This window comes from Allomuricauda sp. R78024 (genome assembly GCF_044596045.1).
Classification (GTDB): Bacteria; Bacteroidota; Bacteroidia; order Flavobacteriales; family Flavobacteriaceae; genus Flagellimonas.
In genome coordinates this window covers 1,582,084-1,602,563 of the sequence record NZ_CP138995.1, presented here as the reverse complement: position 1 = coordinate 1,602,563, position 20,480 = coordinate 1,582,084, and the positions used below count along the sequence as shown (strand labels likewise).

Genomic DNA, 20,480 nt, shown 5'->3' with positions numbered 1-20,480 from the left:
CCTGTGTCCGATATTAAAAATCCCTATACGGTGATTCTAAATACTGATTTGCTTCTTCTTCAGAAAATCGCGCAGTTTCATTATCCCAATGCAACGTTTTATTAGGAAAACGACCTGCAATAACGCCTAACAATATGGTTTCCGTTAATCTTGCAGAATAAGAGAAAGGTGCTGTACAATTATCATTGCCCAAACACGCATCCACAAACTGATGGTAATGTTTTGGACCTTCGGAATCGTAATTGCGTATGGGTTTGCCCATATTATTTGCTTTCTCCACCGCTGCAATTTCCGTTGATATGTCTACATATTTTCCATCAACGATTTTCTTTGGCAATTGCATGAAATGTGGCAACAACAAACGTCCTTTTTCTCCAATGAACATAGCACCTTGATCTGGTAATACTCCATCCATAGCTTCTTTGGTATCAAGTGACATTTTATCTTCCATAGCTTGATTATCACCGTTTTGAGCTTCTTCATTTTTCTGTGATTGACCCATTGAATTGGGTAATTCAAGATCCTTATGCATTTCTGGAGCACCGGGACCATCATACCAAACCCACTTTAATTTATCAGCAGTATACTTTGTACCTGGAAATTCATATGTAACTATATTCTTCTCTGGAAAGCCAAATCCTGTTGGTTGTCTACATTCGTTTTTAATAGTGAGTGGTACATCCAACTGAAGGGCATTATAAGGGGTATCAAAAATATGTACTCCCATATCTCCTAAGGTACCACAACCATAATCCATCAACTTTCTCCAATTTCCAGGATGATAATAATCTTTTTTATAAGGTCTTTCTGCGGCGGTACCCAACCAAAGATTCCAATCCAAGGTTTCCGGAATAGGGTCACTACCTGAAGGAGCCTGGCCATTATATCCCCAATCCTTGGGAGACCATGCTCTTACCGTATGCACTTTACCAATGATTCCCGATTGGATCAACAAAGTGGCCAATTTGTAGTCATAAAAAGAATGTACCTGAATGCCCATTTGTGTAATCAAGTTCTTTTCAGTGGCCAGTTTACGCATTGCTCTTGCTTCAGATACATGATGTGTTAACGGTTTTTGACAATATACTGGCTTACCCATATCCATGGCCATCATAGAGGCTGGAGCATGTGTATGATCAGGTGTAGATACAATAACGGCATCTATATCATCACTCATAACTCGTAACATTTCCCTATAATCTGAAAACGTTTTGGCATTGGAATGAATCTTTTTTGCTGCTTCTAGATTGTTGGAGTCCACATCACAAAGTGCCACCACGTCCACCATCTTATGAGATGAAATTGCCTTTAAATCTTCAAAACCCATGTTGCCAACGCCAATATGTGCAGTTCGTAACCGTTTATTCCCAGAAAAAGCCCAAGTTCCTGAAGGCAATAATGCCAATGATGATGCTACTGCGGCGGTCTTTAAAAACTCTCTTTTTTTCATATCTAAAACCTGTTATAATTTTTTAACTTTTATGTTTCTGAACCAGATAGGGCTGGAGTGATCCTGCAAGCCAATGAATCCGGTTTTATATTTTCCATAATCAGCGCTGTTTTTCCATTTGTCCGAATTTTTCTTTTCGTACCAAGCTTCATCCCATGGAACAAAAGATAGTACCATTTCTCCATTAAGCCAATGTTCTACCTTTTTAGGGGTAAAGACAATTTTCGAAGAATTCCATTCACCTATCGGGTTCAATGCCTTTTTTGTCGAATCTGCTGGGTGCATGGCATAATCTGAACCCGTTCGCTGCAATGGTTTTAATTCTTCAGGTTTATCCGTATAGCCAAGGCTAGTATTATAGGCGGTTAAATCATGGATTCTGGCATAGTTTTCATCATCGATGAGCTGATATTCAGGTGAAACCTCTGGTGGCCCGTCATATCCTTCTTTAAGATGATAGAAAATACCGCTGTTACCTCCTTCAGGTAATTTCCATTCAAGATATAGCTCAAAATTATCGAATTCCTCAGCACCATATATAATATCCTTGCCTCCCTTGTAGTTTTGTTCAAGTCCCAATTCAGTATCAAAAGTCAATGTGCTGTCCTTAACCACCCAACCTGGAGGAAGGGAATCTCCGTTGTAAGCCCTCCAACCTTCTGTATTTGCGCCGTCAAAAAGGTAAATCCATTCGTTGGATTTTGTGGCAGCTTGTGTCTCACTTGTTACTGTAGTTTGATTTTTAATGTCCTTTTTACAAGATGCTATTAATACAAACGAAATTAGGATAACAATTTTCTTCATGTACTTGTTTTTCAAATTGATAGCTTCATAGTTATTAAATATAAATACATTTCTTTTTTTAGGAAACATTATATAGACAACCAACATCTCATAAACTACGAATACCGTTTTATCTAGAACCATCAGTACTTTCAATAAAATTACTGCACATCTATTTGGAAGATTGACAATGACAATTTACTTTTATCCAACTATGCAAAATATTACTCCTTTCCATATCGCTATTCCTGTCCACAATCTAGATGAATGTAGAACTTTTTATGCAACTATTTTAGAATGCGAAGAGGGTCGAAGTAGTGACCATTGGGTCGATTTTAATTTGTTTGGCCACCAACTGGTGATTCATTACAAACCAAAATCCAATGAAGAGCTACATATTAATCCAGTTGATGGTAAAAATGTTCCTGTTCCCCATTATGGAGTTGTTTTACCCTGGGATACATTTCAATCTTTTTCGAAAACCATAAAAGATAAAGGTGTTGAGTTCATTATTGAGCCCTACGTTAGGTTTGAAGGTGAAGTTGGCGAACAGGCTACCATGTTTTTTCTAGATCCAGCAGGTAACGCTCTAGAGTTTAAAGCATTTAAGGATATGGGGCAGTTGTTCGCTAAATGAAGTGTTGATGGTGCTTAAAATTTCCAAAATCCATCCTAGTTTGGCCATTTTGGTTAAGATTGTAAAAGCAAGAAAATGTTACAATCAACTAAGCCAAATTGATACCTTTTTTTCTTACCCAGAAAAAAGCAAATATCATGTTTGGAATCCAACAAAGCCAAGCCACTATTCTATAGGCAATTAGAAACTCGCCAAAGGCAATTGTTAAAAGTGGAAGCCATATGCGAAGTGTAACGGCTGCAAAACAAGCGGCATAACTGTAAATCATCATTCCTTGATGGAGCGCTAAATCTTTTGCTCGAATAGCAAAATATGCCTTTAGGGTGGTGTATAACCAGATTATTCCCAAGCAAAGAAACCCCAATGAAGCAATAAGGCCGCCAGTGGCAAAAAAAGCGATGTAAACACCACAAATACCCCCAATTAGAACAGAAAACACATATGCCTTCCCAAGGTTGCGATGTAATGCTAGGTTTTTGGAGCGAAGTTTTTTACTAAACTGAGACCAACCGCTCATAAGTGCCAAACCACCAAAAGTAATATGGCCATAGAAACCAACGTTCCAAACCTCGTTCGCTAATAGTTCGGCAGTTTTACTGTATAAAATACCAAATCTATCAGCGGCAAACCAATATATTAATGGGTAAAGCCCTACCCCTATTGCCAAAAAAGCAAATACTATCCATGCTATTTTATTTCTTATAATACCTGCCATGCTTTATTGTTTATGGGCAAATTATCCAATATGTAGTTTAAAGAACAAGAATTATAATTCTAAAGCGTGATAAAATCAATTGAGTAGGTACTATTACCTCTTAAACTGATTTATGGTTCTTTTATTGATAACCGTTCTCTTCTACAATCTTATCCTAGTTTTACCGTATGTCCGAAGCCTTCATTTATTTATAACGCCAACTTGTAAGATCAGCATCTTTTGGTGCGCTTTTGGCTATTCGTTCCATTATTTTGGGTACATACATAGAATTATAACGCATTCTAGTGATGTGATTGGGCAATTCTGGGTCTCCATTCCAACAATGCTCCGCCCTATCACCATACAATACTTCGCCTTCATAGTAAGGGTCGGTCGTGTTTTCTAAAAAGTCCTCCATTAAATAAACAGCATTGTTTAAATAATAGTTGTCCATATCACCACAATAAATATGAATTTTCCCTTTGAGGTCTTCACCTAATTTATCCCAATCGCGTTCCAGAATATGCTTAAGATCAAAGTTTTCTCGCCAATATTCAGCTACCGTTGGATTGATTTCCCCCGTCATTTTATCCCAAATTCGCTCTGGATAACCATCATTGCCTTGAGGAGAGTATGTGGCCTCCCAAATGTCCCACTGTTGACCTGATCTTGATTTTGTGCCCAGAACCAATTCTAAATGATTGGATTCACGAACCGTTGACTGAACATGACCCAGATAATCGCGATGAGACGGCACTTCTAGCTTTTTGTGATCACTTTCATAATAATATGCATTCTTGTCTTCGTAGATATTGGTCAGACAATAGGCTCTAAAATCAATAGGGTCCGGACAAGCAGCAAAGCAACCGTTGTATTCTTCAGGATACTTTACTTGTACAGCAAGAGCTTCCCAACCTCCTGTTGAGCCACCATACAAAAACCGTGACCAACCTTCTCCCATACCTCTGAACTCCTTTTCTATATATGGAATTAATTCATGGGTAATTGCATCACCATAAGGTCCTTGACTTGCAGAATTTACTGCATACGAATCATCGTAGTATGGTGTTGGGTGTTGAATTTCAATAATTAAAAACCGAGGAAAATCTGGTTCGTTCCATCTTTTATAAAAGTCGTAAGCCTCTTGTTGTTGAATAATATTGTAGCCATCAACATCAAAACGTGCAGAATACTCCGGTTTTGTGTTTGGGTCTGGGGGTGAAGTTCTAAAACCTCCAAAATCATTTGGAAAATGACCATGGAAAACCATTAACGGGTACTTTGCCTCTGGGTGTTCTTCAAAACCTTTTGGAAGCAAAACATGAGCTCCCAAATACATGTCCCTGCCCCAAAACTCAGATAGTTTTTCAGATTTTATTTTTATATGTTTTATCCATTCAGTGTCTTCCGCCTCTTCAATTGGCGGAACAACTTTATCCATGGTAACACTAAGGTTTTGGATACCATTTTCATCAATGGTAATCTTAAAAGGTTCGCTATATAGATTTCCTGGCGACCTGTTCCACTGCTGTCCCTCTCCATTATCCATAGGTAATTTAACAGTATGGCCAGTGGATAGATTGAATGTTTCATATGTATGCAAAAGTGCTTGCACATTGTACTCCCCGGGAGGTACCTTTTTTAAACTTGCATACGGAAATCCGAATACTGAATCATTGAATACAATTTCATCTCCTGGTTTTAGGCCATCTACATCCATCCCAAAAACCAATTGGGTATCTAATCCACCACTGATTTGAAAACGAGGTTCTTTTTCGTCATTAGTAGAAAGCATTAAAAGCAAACGTCCATCAATAGCATTCTCGCTTATTTCCTTAGAAAAAGAGACTACAATCTGATTTGAGTTTTCATTTTTGGCACAAGAATTTAATAAAAGTAAAAGGCAAAAGAATGCGAAAAGTCGATTTTTCATGATCAGTACAGAATTTGATTAAAAAGGTACTGAATTTAAATCGCTGTTCAAATCATTTTACAGCCTAACTAAAAATGAATACTAATTGATGCTTGCAGAACGTTATATATCTAGAAATCATAGGGTACCATACCTACTAAATTACCAAATGATGAAAGTTGTACTATTATTAATTACCGTCTTATTCTCGTCCATGGCATTATCTAGCTGCACCAATGACGAAGGTGACAGTGATTTAGACATTATCACTCCAAATGACGAACAAGAAAGGGTTTCAATTCAACCTGAAAAAGAAAGCAGCAACTAAGTTTTTTTTACCTTGTGTCTTTCTCTTGCCAATAGAGTGTTTTTTAGAAGCATAGCGATGGTCATTGGTCCAACACCTCCTGGGACTGGAGTAATGTATGAAGCTTTTTTACTTACGTTTTCAAAATCAACATCGCCTGTAATGTAATATCCTCTTTCTCTGGTTTCATCCGGCACACGGGTTATCCCCACATCAATTACAACGGCACCATCCTTGACCATTTCCGCCTTTAAAAAGTTAGGGACTCCCAAGGCGGAAACAATAATGTCCGCTTTTTGGGTAAAGGACTCAATATTCTTGGTTCTACTATGGGTTAAAGTAACTGTTGCGTTGGCCGCTTTCCCTTTCTGACTCATAAGAATGCTAATGGGTCTTCCTACGATATGGCTACGTCCAATTACAACGGTATGTTTCCCTTCTGTATCCACATTATAACGTCTCAACAGTTCCATTATCCCAAAAGGCGTGGCGGATATAAAAGATTCCATATCTAAGGCCATCTTACCAAAATTGGTGGGATGAAAACCGTCTACATCTTTATCGGGGTCAACTGCCATAAGCACCTTCTCCTCATCTATGTGCTTAGGCAAGGGCAATTGCACAATATACCCATCAATATCCGGATTGGTATTTAAATCCTCGACCTGTTTCAATAATGCTTCCTCTGTGGTTTCTTCTGGAAGGTGTATTAAGGTTGATTCAAAGCCTATTTTTTTACAGGAACGTACTTTACTGCCTACATAGGTTAGGCTTGCTCCATCCGTACCAACCAAAACTGCAGCCAAATGAGGTACTTTTTCTCCTCTCTCCCTCATCTCTGCTACTTCAATAGCAATTTCGTCTTTTATTTGGTTTGATATTTTCTTTCCGTCAAGGATTTCCATGAGATTGGTTTATTTTGGCTAAGGTTTTCAGGTCATTGATTTAAATTACCGCATGTTTTGCATCATTTGCATCATCTTCTTTCCGCCGCCGCCTTGCATCATTTTCATCATCTTGCTCATCTGTTCAAATTGTTTCAACAACTGATTTACTTCTTGTACGGTGCGTCCGCTTCCCATGGCAATGCGTTTTTTACGGCTTGCATTTAATTTTGATGGGGTTGAACGTTCTTCTGGAGTCATAGAATGTATAATGGCCTCAATGTGTTTAAAGGCATCATCATCTATATCCAATCCTTTTAGTGCTTTTCCAGCCCCAGGAATCATCCCCATAAGGTCCTTCATGTTCCCCATTTTCTTAATCTGCTGTATCTGACTAAGAAAGTCATCAAAACCAAAGCGGTTCTTGGCAATTTTCTTTTGAATTTTTCGGGCTTGTTCTTCATCAAACTGTTCCTGGGCCCTCTCTACCAAGGAAACCACATCACCCATTCCCAAAATTCTGTCTGCCATCCTTGAAGGATAGAAAACATCAATGGCTTCCATTTTTTCTCCTGTACCAATAAACTTAATTGGCTTGTCAACAACAGATTTAATAGAAATGGCCGCACCACCTCTGGTATCGCCATCTAATTTGGTCAATATAACTCCATCAAAATTTAAGACATCATTAAAGGCTTTTGCTGTGTTTACAGCATCTTGACCAGTCATGGAATCAACCACAAAAAGAGTTTCCTGAGGAGTAATGGCCTTATGGATATTGGCTATCTCTGTCATCATCTGCTCATCCACAGCTAAACGACCTGCGGTATCTACGATGACTATATCACATCCAGTGCTTTTTGCTTGTTTTACACCAGCTTTTGCTATAGCTACAGGGTCATTGTTTTCCCTATCTGAATAAACATCTACCCCTATTTGCTCTCCTACCACATGTAATTGGTCTATCGCCGCTGGACGATACACATCACATGCAACCAAAAGTGGTTTCTTATTTTTTTTACTTTTTAAATAACTAGCTAGTTTACCAGAAAAAGTGGTCTTACCTGAACCTTGTAGACCAGACATTAGAATTACCGAAGGATTACCAGAAAGGTCTAGCTCTTCCGCATCTCCTCCCATTAACTCGGTAAGTTCATCTTTTACAATCTTGACCATCAACTGGCCAGGCTGCAAATTGGTCAAAACATTTTGACCTAAGGCCTTTTCCTTTACCCTATTGGTAAACTCCTTAGCTATCTTAAAATTGACATCTGCATCTAGAAGAGCCCTTCTTACTTCCTTAAGGGTTTCCGCTACATTGATTTCTGTTATCTGTCCATGACCTTTGAGGACGTGGAACGCTTTATCCAGTTTTTCACTTAAATTATCGAACATGTGCTTTCGTCATTTTTGAAGAAGGACAAATTTAAGAATAAAAAGAAAAGGACGGCTTTGGGGATAGCCGTCCTTTTCAAAAAAATTGGGGAAATATTTTATGGCTTCTCAAAAACCAATGTATCCGTAGAATTTTCATCTTCATGTATCAATTCAATACGGTTTGCTTCTACTGAGTTTATGTACCAGTCATCTGTTAGTTCTCCTAGAACAGCCTCATCACCAAAGTTCAAGAAGAATTTTAACTCATTATCGTGATTTCTTAATACTCTCCATACACCTGCGGCTATAGGATCATCATTCACTGAAACTTCAACTTGATGCATAGTAGAGAAATTGAAGTCCATTCCTGCAAATTCTGAGGTCATGTCCATATCATTTTCTTTATACATGGCAACATTCCAAGCTCCACCCATCATTATGTTTCTAATCTCAGGCACATCACCGTCACCGGCATTGTCATCACATACTCGTAATAGCACTAATTCATAATCAATTTCTTCAACTTCAAACCTTAATCTGGTATTATTAAGATCTCTTAAAGGCCATTCAAAGTTAACTCCGGGTTCATCTCCCATTGTAATCAGTAGCGATAAGACTTGATCATCGTTATAACCAATCTCCCAAGTACCTTCTGATGTTGTAATTCCGTTACTTAGGCTTACTACACCTTCTGGCAAGAATTTAAACTCAAATCCTAAAAGTCTGTCAATTTCTTCACCTTGGTTTTTCACCTTTTTGATAATCCACTCACATTCTTTCAAGATTTCTCTCAAAGTCTCTGGACCTGGCACTTCTCCTGGATCATCTTCGCAAAGCTGCTTAAGAATTATCTTGTTTCCATCGTCTGAATACAGTTTAATGGTATGATCTCCAATTTCATATACCAACCATTCTAGGTTAAAGTCAACCAACGTATCAAATTCAAGGGTTAATAATGGTCCACGTTCTGTAAAACTTGAGGCCCAAGTACCGTTAAGAACACCACCTTCTCTATCTTTTACTGTTACGGTACCATCTTCGGCAAACGTCATTATGTACTCTAAGTACTGATCCGTTTGACTTTGGTTATCTCTAATTACCTCACGAACCTCCCATGGACACTGCGTCAAACAAAAGTCAAATCGTTCTTCATCAAAATCATCATCGTTAAAATCATCATCATCATCTTCATCACATTCTTCTTTAGCCATTTCCAATGCATTGGCCAATTCACCATTGCTATCCACAACAATCTCTGTACCATCAAATTTCTTCAAAGTCAACGGGAATTGTATGCTTACAAGATCATTATCCTCTAATCCAGCAAAGAATTTCCTTAATTCTTCATCACTGTTTACAGATACTTCTCCTGTTTGTTGGTTATTAATATCAAACGTGAATAATGTAATAGGGTATACAAAGTCAATACATTCAATATCATCATCACCTCCACCTTCTATACATTGTGCAGCCAATTCTCTTAGTTGTTCTTTGTTTTCGATAACAATCTCAGTAAAATCAGCAAGAGTAATAGTAATTGGGAAAATGATATCTAAAATATCTTCGTCCACATCAACTTCATCAAAAATATCTTCAATAGTGTGAAGATCTTCTCTAGAGTCTATTGTAATTTGGATTCCATTTACCTCAACAGTATATGGGAATTTTAAAGCAAAACAGCTAGCGCCGTCCACTATGTTATCAAAAGAACCATCATTGGAAGATGTTTTTTCGATCAATTCAGCAGTGGAAGAGTTTGCTGTAATGGTTTCTTGATCATTACCTCCTGCTACTTCTTCAAATTCCTCTTGACAAGAGGTAAAATTAAGGACCATAACTACAAGGCCAGCATACAATAAATTATTTATCAACTTTTTCATAACGATTTGGATTTTCAGTTAGAATACAACCTTAAAACAACTCTCAAGTAAAAAACCCTACTTTATCTTAATTTTTTTTAAAATATCTTTGAGCAATCGACAAACCTTCCTCAATGAACAACGTTTGCGAAGAGCAAGTCTTTAGCTCAATATTCAAGGCTAATTCCAAAACGGTATTCAATTATATATATTATAAATTTGGGAATGAGGAGAAATCCCATGATGCTGTCCAAGAAGCATTTGTAAAACTTTGGGAAAATTGCTCCAAGGTAACACCGGAAAAAGCAAAGTCATATTTATATACGGTTGCCAACAATCTATACCTAAATGTAATTAAGGCGGAAAAAGTTAGGTTGAAGTACGCAGAGCCAACTTATGAGCACTCCAATGAGTCTCCAGAGTTTTTGTTGGAGGAGAAAGAATACAAGGAGAAATTGGACAAAGCATTGAATGATTTGCCCGAAAACCAAAGAACTACTTTTTTACTTAATAGAATCGATGGGAAAAAATATGCTGAAATTGCCGAAATGGAGGGAGTAAGCATTAAAGCCATTGAAAAACGTATGCATTTGGCATTAAAAACATTACGCGAACAAATTGATGGTATTTAAAGTCTATTAAAAAGTAGGGTTTTTTATAAGATAATTGTTATAAAGGTGTAAAGCATAGAAATCATGCAAGAAAATTACTTAGCAAAATGGTTAAACGGTGAACTCTCTGGGGAGGAGCTTACGGAATTTAAAAAGTCCGAAGCTTATGCCTCTTACCAGAAATTAAAGGATGTTTCAGCAACTTTGAAAGCTCCTGAATTTGATGTTGACCAAGCTTTGGAACAATTAAAAGAAGAACGTATTGGTAATACCCCAAAGGTTATTGCATTGAATCCGTTTAAAAAATTCTTGCGTGTTGCTGCCGTTATTGCTGTATTACTTGCCGGCTCTTATTTTTATGTAAGCACCTTGGACGAATCTGTTACAGCACAGTTGGCAGAACGTTCTGAAGTCATCTTACCGGACAATTCTGAAATTATCTTAAATGCAGGTTCCAGAGTCTCTTTTAGTGAGAAAAAATGGAATGAAAAACGAAATGTTTCCTTAAAAGGTGAGGCATTTTTTAAAGTTGCCAAAGGAAAACGATTTACCGTCTCTACAGATCAAGGAACAGTAGCTGTTCTGGGGACCCAGTTTAATGTGGAAAACCGAGAAGGATTTTTTGAGGTGACTTGTTATGAAGGCTTAGTAAGTGTAACCTATAACAATACTGAAACCAAGTTACCAGCTGGCACATCCTTTTTGGTCATTAATGGCAAAATTATGGATACCACCAAGCCCAATACCGCACAACCATCATGGGTAAATAACGAAAGTAGCTTTAATAGTATTCCGTTGGAATATGTTTTTAGTGAACTGGAAAGGCAATATGATATCGAAGTAAATTCACAAAATGTGGATAAAAGTCTGTTATTTACTGGAACTTTTAGCAACACAGACTTAAATATGGCGTTAAAAAGTATAAGTACCCCATCTCATATTGATTACAAACTTGAGGGTGATAACGTACTTTTCTATGCTGAAAAAGCTCCGCAGTAGTCATTTTGGCCTCCTCTTTGGGTTTTTCTTCTTGCTGTATTCCAGTATAAATGCACAGGAAGGACAAGACACACCCATAGCTCTCGTTCAGTACATAAAGAATTTAGAAGACAAATTCAATGTCAAGTTTTCATATATAAATGAAGATTTGGAAGATATTGATGTTGCTGTACCTAGCAATTTAGTGGCATTGCCTGATATTCTTGAATACATTGAGACCCAGTTTCAGATAAAAACGGAAAAGCTTAATGACCGTTACTATACCATTACCAAAAGCACCCTTGTAACAGTCCGGGGAAAGATACTGGACAACTTTGCAGAAAACACCATTCCAGGTGCTTCTGTGGAGGTTTTTGATACGGAAATAGCCATTGCCACAGACACAGATGGCACCTTTGTTCTAAAAGACATTCCTAGAAACGCAACGTTGAAGGTTAGATCTCTTGGCTACATCACTAAATACATTAATGTAGAAGAATTATTAAAAGAAGGTGGGGTGGCCAAAATACTCTTGGCCCAATATTATGAACAACTAAAAGAAGTGATTGTCTATCAGTTTCTAACAACCGGTCTTATTAGGGATAAAGATGCCAGCATTACCTTAAATACTGCGGATTTTGGAATTTTACCTGGATTAATTGAGCCTGATATCTTACAAACCGTACAAGCGCTCCCCGGAATTAAAAGTATTGATGAAACCGTATCCGATATCAACGTGCGTGGTGGCACCAATGATCAAAATTTGATTTTATGGAACGGTATTAAAATGTATCAATCTGGGCATTTCTTTGGATTGATCTCAGCCTTTAATCCTTATCTAACAGACAAAATAACCGTTATTAAAAATGGTACGCCTTCTGCTTATGGAGATGGGGTGAGCAGTGTTATACAAATGGAAACCAGCAATGAACTATCAGATTATTTAACCGGTGGTGCTGGGTTTAACTTTATAAGTGGGGACGTATATGGTCAAATCCCTATCACTGAAAAAATTGGATTACAATTTTCCGCAAGGCGATCTACTACAGATTTTTTAAACACACCCACCTACAACAAATTTTTTGACCGTGCTTTTCAGGATAGTGAAGTGACCAATGAAAACAACATATCCGTAAATGAGGATATTATTAGAGATGAAAATTTCTTTTTTTACGATTTTACCGGGAAGCTTTTGTTTGATGTGAATGACCAACATCAACTTAGATTGAATTTTATCAGTATCAATAATAATCTTGACTATGTAGAAACCAATCTTATAGATTTAGAAACTACCAATAGTGTTTTAGAGCAGACCAATCTATCTTTTGGTGGACAGTTGAAAAGTCAATGGACGGATAGACTTTCTTCCAACTTAAATATTTACTATTCTCGCTACAATTTGGATGCCCAAAACCTCTTTGGAAACCAAATACAGCTTCTTCTTCAGAATAATCAGGTTTTAGAAAATGCCATAAAACTAAATACGAATTACTCGTTACTAGAGAACCTCAAATGGAACAATGGTTATCAATACATTGAAACAGGTATTACAAATACTACGAATCTTACCCAACCTCCTTTTGATAGTGAAATAAAGGGAGTTATTAGAATTCATGCCCCACACACTGAAATTGATTATAGCTCTCCTGAAAATATATTTATTGGTAAAGCAGGTGTTCGTTTCAACTATATAGAAAACCTCGGCACATTTTCAAAGTTCTTGGTTGAACCTCGTCTTAATCTCAATTTTAGATTAGCAAATCATCTAAGAGGTGAAGTTTTGGGTGAATTTAAAAGTCAGACCACCAATCAGATTATAGATTTAGAACAGAATTTCTTGGGTATTGAAAAACGCAGATGGATTTTATCTGATGACAATACTTTGCCCATTACAAAGAGTAAGCAAGGATCTCTGGGAATAAACTATGATAAGAACAGCATCTACATTGGCGTAGAAGGGTTTTACAAAAAAGTAGATGGCATAAGCACCAGTACTCAAGGATTTCAGAACCAAAATCAATTCAATGGAGAGATTGGTAGTTATGATGTTAAAGGAGTTGAATTTTTAATCAACAAAAAAGGAACTAACTACAGCACATGGCTAACTTATACTTACAACAAAAATGATTATAACTTTAATGCCATAAACCCTAATAGTTTTCCCAATAATCTAGATATTAGGCATACCATCACCTTTGCAGGTACTTATTCCTACGAAAATCTGAAATTAAGTTTGGGGGTCAACTACCGTTCTGGAAAACCATTTACGGAACCTCAAGAAGGCGATTTCGCGCTGGATACATCGGTTTTTCCTACGAGAATAAATTATGAATCACCCAACAGCAGTAGACTCCCTGATTATCTAAGGGTAGATGCTTCCGCTATTTATAAATTTAATATTAACCAGCGAATAAAGGCCACTACCGGGGTGTCTCTTCTTAACATGACCAACCGAAAAAACAGTTTAAACAAGTATTATAGGGTTACAGAGGACAATCAAATTGAAGCCGTAGAAAGCATCTCTTTGGGTATTACGCCCAATGTTAGCTTTAGGGTTAGTTTTTAGATTACATCCGTTCCGGAACATCAATCCCCAAAAGTTTAAAGGCAGATTGAATCACTTCCCCAACTTTTCTGGATAACTGCACCCGGAATTGTTTTTTCTTTTTGTCAACTTCTGGCAAAACAGGGACCAGCTGATAGAAAGAGTTAAATTCTTTAGCCAAATCATAGGTATAATTGGCTATTAAAGCAGGACTATAAGATTCTGCTGCCAATTGAATGGTTTCCGGATAAAGTTGCAATTGTTTCAGTAATTCCTTCTCTTTTTCGTGTAATGCTAATGAGGTATCCACTGAGCTCGCCCCAACACCATCTGCTTTACGCAGAATAGATTGAATTCGTGCATATGTATATTGAATAAAGGGGCCCGTATTTCCTTGAAATTCAACTGATTCTTCTGGATTGAACAGAATCCGTTTTTTTGGATCCACCTTAAGAATGAAATACTTCAATGCGGCAAGACCTATTATTTTATAAAATTTTTGCTTCTCCTCTTCCGAATATCCTTCTAATTTACCCTGTTCTTTCGAAATTTTAGCTGCAGTATTTGTCATATTAACCATAAGGTCATCAGCATCCACAACTGTACCTTCCCTGCTCTTCATTTTTCCACTGGGAAGGTCTACCATACCGTAACTTAAATGATACAATTGCTTTGCCCAATCATATCCCAGTTTTTTCAAAATTAAGAACAGTACTTTAAAATGGTAATCTTGCTCGTTACCAACAGTATAGACCATACCATTGATATCTGGGTGGTCTGTCACCCTTTGGATAGCCGTTCCAATATCCTGGGTCATATATACCGCAGTTCCATCGGAACGTAGGACAATCTTTTCATCCAAACCTTCATCCGTTAAGTCAATCCAGACGCTGCCATCTTCCTTTTTAAAGAAAACACCTCTTTCTAGACCATCTTGGACCACATCTCTTCCTAAAAGGTAAGTATTGCTCTCATAATACAGAGTATCAAAATCAACACCTAAATTTTTATAGGTAACATCAAAACCGGTGTATACCCAACCGTTCATTTTTTTCCAAAGTGCTACCACCTCATCATCACCAGACTCCCATTTCCTGAGCATTTCTTGAGCTTCCAGTAAGATTGGTGCTTCTTTTTCAGCCTTTTCCTTTTTAACTCCATTGGCTATCTTCTCAGAAATTTGTTCTTTATATGCTTTATCAAAAGCTACATAATATTTCCCTACTAAATGATCTCCCTTTAAACCTGAAGATTCTGGGGTTTCACCATCGCCAAATTTCTGCCAAGCCAACATACTCTTACAGATATGGATTCCACGATCATTAATAATTTGGGTTTTATATACATTTTTACCTGATGCTTTTAAAATTTCAGCAACAGAATATCCCAATAAGTTATTCCTTATATGTCCTAAATGTAATGGTTTATTGGTGTTTGGAGAGGAATACTCCACCATTGAGGCGCCTGTAGAAGAAGTTTTCACATACCCATAATCTTCTTCGTCTTGAATAGCATTGAAAAATTTAAGGTAGAAATCATTGTTAATAACAACATTCAAAAAACCCTTAACCACATTGAACTTGGCAACCTCATCTACATTTTCTTGCAAGTACTCACCAATCTTAGTGCCTATTTCAACAGGGTTGCCTTTTATAAAGCGTAGCATGGGAAAAATAACCACAGTAACATCGCCTTCAAAATCTTTGCGTGTAGGTTGAAACTCCACTGATGGTAAATCCACATTAAAAATGGAAGAAGCTGCTTTTTTAACTGTAGTAGTAAGGACGTGTTGAATATTCATCTATACGCTGCGTTTAAGGGTGCAAAACTAATCAATTCTTTGTCTTTAATTAACAAGACCCATACTAATCCATCCTGTTTTGGTTAACTTTATATATTAAGCTTTTGATAGAAAAATGAACATAGAAGTATATAGACAATATTGCCTGTCCAAAAACGGAGTGACTGAATCCATTCCTTTTTCCAAACTACCCGATGTTTTAGCGTTTAAAGTAAAAGGGAAAATGTTTACTGCTACAGATATAAGCACCTTTGCAAGCTTTAGCATAAAATGTGTTCCAGACACCATTGAAGAATTAAGAGCAACTTACCCAGCTATGGAAGAGCCCTCTTATTTCAGTAAAAAACATTGGAGTAGAGTGGTTATGGATGGCAGTATTCCAGATGAACTACTTTTTAGTTGGTTGGACACCTCCTATAATCTGGTTGTTGACAACCTTCCCAAATCCATGCGCCTGCAACTTGAAAACGAAAATTCTTCCATATAAAGTTATGTCCCATGCTTCTTAATGTCTCTTACACCGATAAAAAAATTACAAAAAAAGTTGATGAAGCGGTAGGCAAGCCCTTTACATTAAAAGAGCGTTTTGCTTTAAATGGAATAGGCTCTCCCAAACTTTTTATTACAGATGCCAACATCGAAATCCAAAATTTACTAATACTGGACAACAACTTAAACACCTGTAATATTGAAATGCGCCCTAAAGGAATCATTGTGCGTTTTAGATCACTATTGGAAACCTATGGCTTAATCATTCCGTATTACAAGCTCACTGTATATAAAGGCGATTTTGCTGTATATTCCATTTATAAGGACAATTATTTTATAAAAGTAAAGTCTGATACAAAAGCCATTCAAAAGTATTTTAGAAAGTTTTTGGATTATAAAGCCGATAATGCCCCAACCTCAATTGAAGATTTATGAATATCCTTCGAAAAAAACCAAAAATTGAAGTAAAACCTACTGCAACTGATAAAAAGTTAATCCTAATAGGGTGGGGTGTTGTTATCCTTAACTTCATAGTAGTATTGATGTTTTATTTTGATTTACCAGAAACCATACCCGTTCACTTTAATTTAAAAGGTGAGATCAATGGGTTTGGAAGTAAATCCACCCTCTGGATTATTCCGGCCATAAGTGCAGCATTATATTTGGTTACCAGTTTTTTAGCATTAAAATTAAAGCCCTATTATATGAATTACCCAGTAAAAGTCACGTTGAAAAACGCCAGAGAATTATACGCCTTGGGCATACGCATGCTAGCCGTAATGAACCTTACAACAGTAATTATTTTTCTACTAACAACCATAATCTTCCTATTGAAGATAAAGGGGTTTATTGATACTATTGATGTAAAGAACCTTATTGGTTTATGGATTGCCATTGCATTACTTCCTTTTATCTATACTTTTAAAATGTTCATTGTTTCAAGACGATGAAAATTCTTCTCACAGGTGCCAACGGATATATTGGAATGCGTTTATTACCTCGGCTGTTAGCATTGGGACATGAGGTCATCTGCGCCGTACGCGATGAAAAAAGACTTTCAGTAGAAAAAGATGTCAGGGAACAAATTAAAGTAGTTGAAATAGATTTTCTGGAAGATATCGACAAAAGCAAAATACCCAAAGACATTGATGCTGCCTATTATCTTATCCATTCAATGACTTCTTCTATTGATGATTTTGATGAAAAAGAGGCCATAACCGCTAAAAGCTTCAATGAATATCTTTCTGATACCAATATTAAACAGGTAGTTTATTTGAGCGGCATTGTAAACGAAAAGAAATTGTCCAAACACTTAAGCTCTAGAAAAAACGTTGAGGATATTTTATACCAAGGTAATTTTGATCTTACCGTTTTACGAGCAGGTATTATTGTAGGTTCAGGAAGTTCATCCTTTGAAATCATTAGGGATTTAGGTGAAAAGCTTCCCTTTATGATTACGCCCAAGTGGGTTTTGACAAAATCCCAGCCCATTGCAATTAGAGATATTATCAACTTTCTAACTGGGGTTCTTGGAAACCAAAAAACTTATGACCAATCTTTTGACATTGGAGGCCCAGATGTGCTTACATACAAAGAAATGCTTCACAAATATGCAGAGGTAAGGGGTTTTAAAAATTGGATACTCACTGTTCCGATAATGACACCAAAGTTATCTTCCTATTGGTTGTATTTTGTTACCTCAACCTCATATAAATTGGCCATTAACCTTGTAGATAGCATGAAAATGGAGGTGGTAGCCAAAGACGACAAATTGCAACAATTATTGGGACTTAAAACCCACTCTTACGAACAAGCAATTGAAATGGCCTTTAAAAAGATTGAACAGAATCTGGTTTTGAGCAGTTGGAAAGACAGTATTGTTAGCGGCCAGATAAGTGACGATTTGGAAAAATACATTCAAGTACCCAAGTATGGGGTATTAAAAGATGAAAAAAGGCTTCCAATAAAAAATGAAAGTGCAGTTTTGGATAATATTTGGCGCATTGGTGGTGAACAAGGTTGGTATTATGGAAATAGATTATGGAAAATCCGTGGGTTTTTAGATAAGCTAAACGGCGGTCCTGGATTACGTCGAGGGCGCACACATCCAGATAAAATATTTCCCGGGGATGCGCTTGATTTCTGGCGTGTTTTGCTTGCGGACAAAAAAGCAAAGCGACTTCTTCTTTTTGCAGAAATGCGTATGCCCGGAGAAGCATGGCTAGAGTTTAAAATAGATGAGCATAACGTCTTGCACCAAACTGCAACCTTTAGGCCAAAAGGACTTAGGGGCAGACTGTATTGGTATAGTATCCTACCCTTTCACTATTTTATTTTTGGGGGAATGATAAAAAATCTTTCAAAAACATAATATTCTGGCTCGAACTTTGAAACAAGTTTCCGTGTAAATCGTCAAATCTTTTAGACTAAAGCAACCCTTTGGCCTAAAAACTTGTCTTTCTTTAAAAGACCATGAAAATTCAACCTATGCGATCTATTAAGCTTATTGCTTTACTATTGTTTTTCAATTTCATCCAGCTTCAGCTATCTGCACAAACCATTTCTTCAAAAATCATTGATAGTAAAACCAAGGAGCCCATTCCTTATGCCACCATTCAATATGGAGAAAACCAAGGAGTCATTACCAATGAAGAAGGGCGTTTTAGCTTTGAATTGAATGAATCCGTTGAGCAGTTAGATTCCATTTATGTATCCAGTATGGGGTACACTAAAACAGGGATTACCTTTCAACAGGCACTTGATAGCATCATAACAATAACACCTAAGGCCATAGAACTAAGTGGCGTGTATCTTTTTGACAAAGAACTGAGTGTTGATGACATTATGGAAAAAGTGGAAGAACGTCTTCCTATAAATTATAATAAAGCACCCATAAAACAGCGTTTCTTTTTAAGGCAGTCCAGTTACAATACCATGCAGAAACTGGATATCGAATTTAAAAAATCAACCATTGAAGAATTGAACAAAAAACTGATAGATAGCATCATTAATATTCTTCCACGAAGTGCTACCTATTATACCGAAACCCTAGGCGATTTTTACCGTGCAGATGAAGAAAATAAATTGGAAGTGATTAAGGCCGCAGAATTGTATGACAAAAGCAATGAAGGCTCCATGGAAGCGCTTTCAGACAAGATGGAAGCCATTTTCAAAGCCAATGTAAAGCCAGATTCTTATTTAAAGATAAAATCTGGAATTTTTGGCCAAAAGGTACAGGTAGATTCTATTTTGGAAGCAGAGGATGACACTGAAGAAATAGAAGAGGAGTTAAAAAAACCTGAGAAAAACGATTTTCTAGGTAACCGAAAATATGTGCTTGATGAAATACATTCCCAGTTTTTTGGAAAAAAGTCCAAATTGGATGTGGCCAAGAAACTTAACCGATACGATTTTGAACTTTTAGGTTATTCTGAACTTGAAAACCAAGGTGTATACGTAATTGGATATGAACCTTCAGGAAGAGCCGATTTTAAAGGTAAGCTTTTCGTGAATATAGAAGATTTTGCCATTATGCGCATAGACTATGAAAATGTAAAAATTATAAAAAGCATCAAATTATTGGGCTTTAGTTATAGTGAACAAACATATAACGGAACCACCGTATTCTCCAAATACGGAACGGACAAGTATAACCTCAAATTTATGACCTTGACCTTTGGCCGTAAAATGGGAGTGGACCGCCCGTTAAAAGTGATTGAAAAAAATAAGCATGTAAAAGGCCGAAGAAAACAAAACGAACTATCCCTTGCTTTGGATATTGTGAATTACAATACAGAAAAGTTTGAAATGGTAGTTTTTAATTCCAATACCATCTCAAAAACAAGTTTTGAAGAATTGGAAGAGGACGAAACAGTAAAAGCCACCTATTTATCTGCCTATAATCCAGAGTTTTGGAAAGGATATAATATTATGGAACCAAACCGGGCCATAAGGGAGTTTACAGTGGAGGAATAACTAAGCAGTCTCTTAAAGAAAAATGATACAATCTTCTCTTTATCTGAAAAAAAGATTCTTTATCCAAAAAAAAACAATACTACTTATCAATCATTTGGAAACCAAATGACTGACAAATATAAAATAAGTGAAGAGTGCAAAGGGCCTTTATCATTGGCGATTTTTTCTTGTATAGATA

The 20,480-nt window shown here is 36.8% G+C and carries 18 protein-coding genes; 10 read left to right on the top strand and 8 right to left on the bottom strand.

Translation table 11 applies throughout. The features are described from left to right. Positions 1-13 precede the first annotated feature (13 nt). Both SJY44_RS07185 and SJY44_RS07180 read right to left on the bottom strand, forming a co-directional pair. Positions 14-1,450 carry a Gfo/Idh/MocA family protein gene (locus tag SJY44_RS07185; protein WP_396591836.1) on the bottom strand — a complete coding sequence of 479 codons (1,437 nt, stop codon included), beginning with the start codon at positions 1,448-1,450 and terminating at the stop codon, positions 14-16. Positions 1,451-1,462: 12 nt separating this feature from the next. Further along, on the bottom strand, positions 1,463-2,254 hold the full coding sequence (locus tag SJY44_RS07180; protein WP_396591835.1) for a DUF1080 domain-containing protein: 792 nt from the start codon (positions 2,252-2,254) through the stop codon (positions 1,463-1,465). A 193-nt stretch (positions 2,255-2,447) separates the two neighbouring features. On the opposite strand from SJY44_RS07180, the gene SJY44_RS07175 reads away from it, so the two are divergent. Further along, on the top strand, positions 2,448-2,870 hold the full coding sequence (locus tag SJY44_RS07175) for a VOC family protein (protein WP_298928815.1): 423 nt from the start codon (positions 2,448-2,450) through the stop codon (positions 2,868-2,870). 88 nt (positions 2,871-2,958) lie between these two features. Here SJY44_RS07175 and SJY44_RS07170 read toward each other — a convergent pair whose 3' ends face one another. Both SJY44_RS07170 and SJY44_RS07165 read right to left on the bottom strand, forming a co-directional pair. Then, complete coding sequence (locus SJY44_RS07170; RefSeq protein WP_298928817.1) at positions 2,959-3,585, bottom strand: DUF2306 domain-containing protein; 627 nt, start codon at positions 3,583-3,585, stop codon at positions 2,959-2,961. 184 nt (positions 3,586-3,769) lie between these two features. After that, positions 3,770-5,497, bottom strand: coding sequence for an alpha/beta hydrolase-fold protein (locus tag SJY44_RS07165; RefSeq protein ID WP_396591834.1), 1,728 nt, complete (start codon positions 5,495-5,497; stop codon positions 3,770-3,772). Between the two features lie 148 nt (positions 5,498-5,645). Here SJY44_RS07165 and SJY44_RS07160 point away from each other — a divergent pair, with 148 nt between their 5' ends. Then, positions 5,646-5,804 (top strand): hypothetical protein, encoded by a 159-nt coding sequence (locus SJY44_RS07160; RefSeq protein WP_299166953.1) that lies wholly within the window; start codon positions 5,646-5,648, stop codon positions 5,802-5,804. Here SJY44_RS07160 and folD read toward each other — a convergent pair. The 3 genes from folD to SJY44_RS07145 form a co-directional block, all read right to left on the bottom strand. Next, positions 5,801-6,688, bottom strand: a complete 888-nt coding sequence (folD, locus tag SJY44_RS07155) for a bifunctional methylenetetrahydrofolate dehydrogenase/methenyltetrahydrofolate cyclohydrolase FolD (RefSeq protein WP_396591833.1) — start codon at positions 6,686-6,688, stop codon at positions 5,801-5,803. The genes SJY44_RS07160 and folD overlap by 4 nt on opposite strands. A 45-nt stretch (positions 6,689-6,733) precedes the next feature. Further along, complete coding sequence (gene ffh, locus SJY44_RS07150) at positions 6,734-8,062, bottom strand: signal recognition particle protein (RefSeq protein WP_298928825.1); 1,329 nt, start codon at positions 8,060-8,062, stop codon at positions 6,734-6,736. Between the two features lie 98 nt (positions 8,063-8,160). Continuing rightward, entirely contained in the window at positions 8,161-9,924 is a 1,764-nt protein-coding gene (locus SJY44_RS07145; protein ID WP_396591832.1) for a hypothetical protein, read from the bottom strand. A gap of 113 nt (positions 9,925-10,037) precedes the next feature. Between SJY44_RS07145 and SJY44_RS07140 the strand changes: the two genes are divergently transcribed. The 3 genes from SJY44_RS07140 to SJY44_RS07130 all read left to right on the top strand — a co-directional run bounded on the left by SJY44_RS07140 (position 10,038) and on the right by SJY44_RS07130 (position 14,058). Then, the gene (locus SJY44_RS07140) at positions 10,038-10,535 is read left to right on the top strand and encodes a sigma-70 family RNA polymerase sigma factor (RefSeq protein ID WP_298928829.1); all 498 of its coding nucleotides are present in this window, start codon (positions 10,038-10,040) and stop codon (positions 10,533-10,535) included. A 63-nt stretch (positions 10,536-10,598) separates the two neighbouring features. Beyond that, on the top strand, positions 10,599-11,513 hold the full coding sequence (locus SJY44_RS07135; protein WP_396591831.1) for a FecR family protein: 915 nt from the start codon (positions 10,599-10,601) through the stop codon (positions 11,511-11,513). Then, positions 11,491-14,058 (top strand): carboxypeptidase-like regulatory domain-containing protein, encoded by a 2,568-nt coding sequence (locus SJY44_RS07130; RefSeq protein WP_396591830.1) that lies wholly within the window; start codon positions 11,491-11,493, stop codon positions 14,056-14,058. Before SJY44_RS07135 ends, SJY44_RS07130 begins: the two co-directional genes overlap by 23 nt. A 1-nt stretch (position 14,059) precedes the next feature. Here the strand turns inward: SJY44_RS07130 and argS are convergent, their stop codons facing one another. Further along, positions 14,060-15,838 carry an arginine--tRNA ligase gene (gene argS / locus SJY44_RS07125; protein ID WP_396591829.1) on the bottom strand — a complete coding sequence of 593 codons (1,779 nt, stop codon included), beginning with the start codon at positions 15,836-15,838 and terminating at the stop codon, positions 14,060-14,062. A 115-nt stretch (positions 15,839-15,953) separates the two neighbouring features. Here argS and SJY44_RS07120 point away from each other — a divergent pair, with 115 nt between their 5' ends. The 5 genes from SJY44_RS07120 (at position 15,954) to SJY44_RS07100 (ending at position 20,302) form a co-directional block, all read left to right on the top strand. Continuing rightward, positions 15,954-16,325, top strand: coding sequence for an MmcQ/YjbR family DNA-binding protein (locus SJY44_RS07120; RefSeq protein WP_396591828.1), 372 nt, complete (start codon positions 15,954-15,956; stop codon positions 16,323-16,325). Between the two features lie 11 nt (positions 16,326-16,336). After that, complete coding sequence (locus SJY44_RS07115) at positions 16,337-16,762, top strand: hypothetical protein (RefSeq protein ID WP_396591827.1); 426 nt, start codon at positions 16,337-16,339, stop codon at positions 16,760-16,762. Continuing rightward, positions 16,759-17,277 carry a DUF1648 domain-containing protein gene (locus SJY44_RS07110; protein ID WP_298928841.1) on the top strand — a complete coding sequence of 173 codons (519 nt, stop codon included), beginning with the start codon at positions 16,759-16,761 and terminating at the stop codon, positions 17,275-17,277. Before SJY44_RS07115 ends, SJY44_RS07110 begins: the two co-directional genes overlap by 4 nt. Further along, a complete protein-coding gene (locus tag SJY44_RS07105) occupies positions 17,274-18,698 on the top strand; it encodes an SDR family oxidoreductase (RefSeq protein WP_396591826.1) in 1,425 nt (474 codons plus the stop codon). The genes SJY44_RS07110 and SJY44_RS07105 overlap by 4 nt, the downstream gene beginning before the upstream one ends. Positions 18,699-18,814: 116 nt before the next feature. Next, a complete protein-coding gene (locus SJY44_RS07100; RefSeq protein ID WP_396591825.1) occupies positions 18,815-20,302 on the top strand; it encodes a carboxypeptidase-like regulatory domain-containing protein in 1,488 nt (495 codons plus the stop codon). The last annotated feature ends 178 nt before the right edge of the window (positions 20,303-20,480 follow it).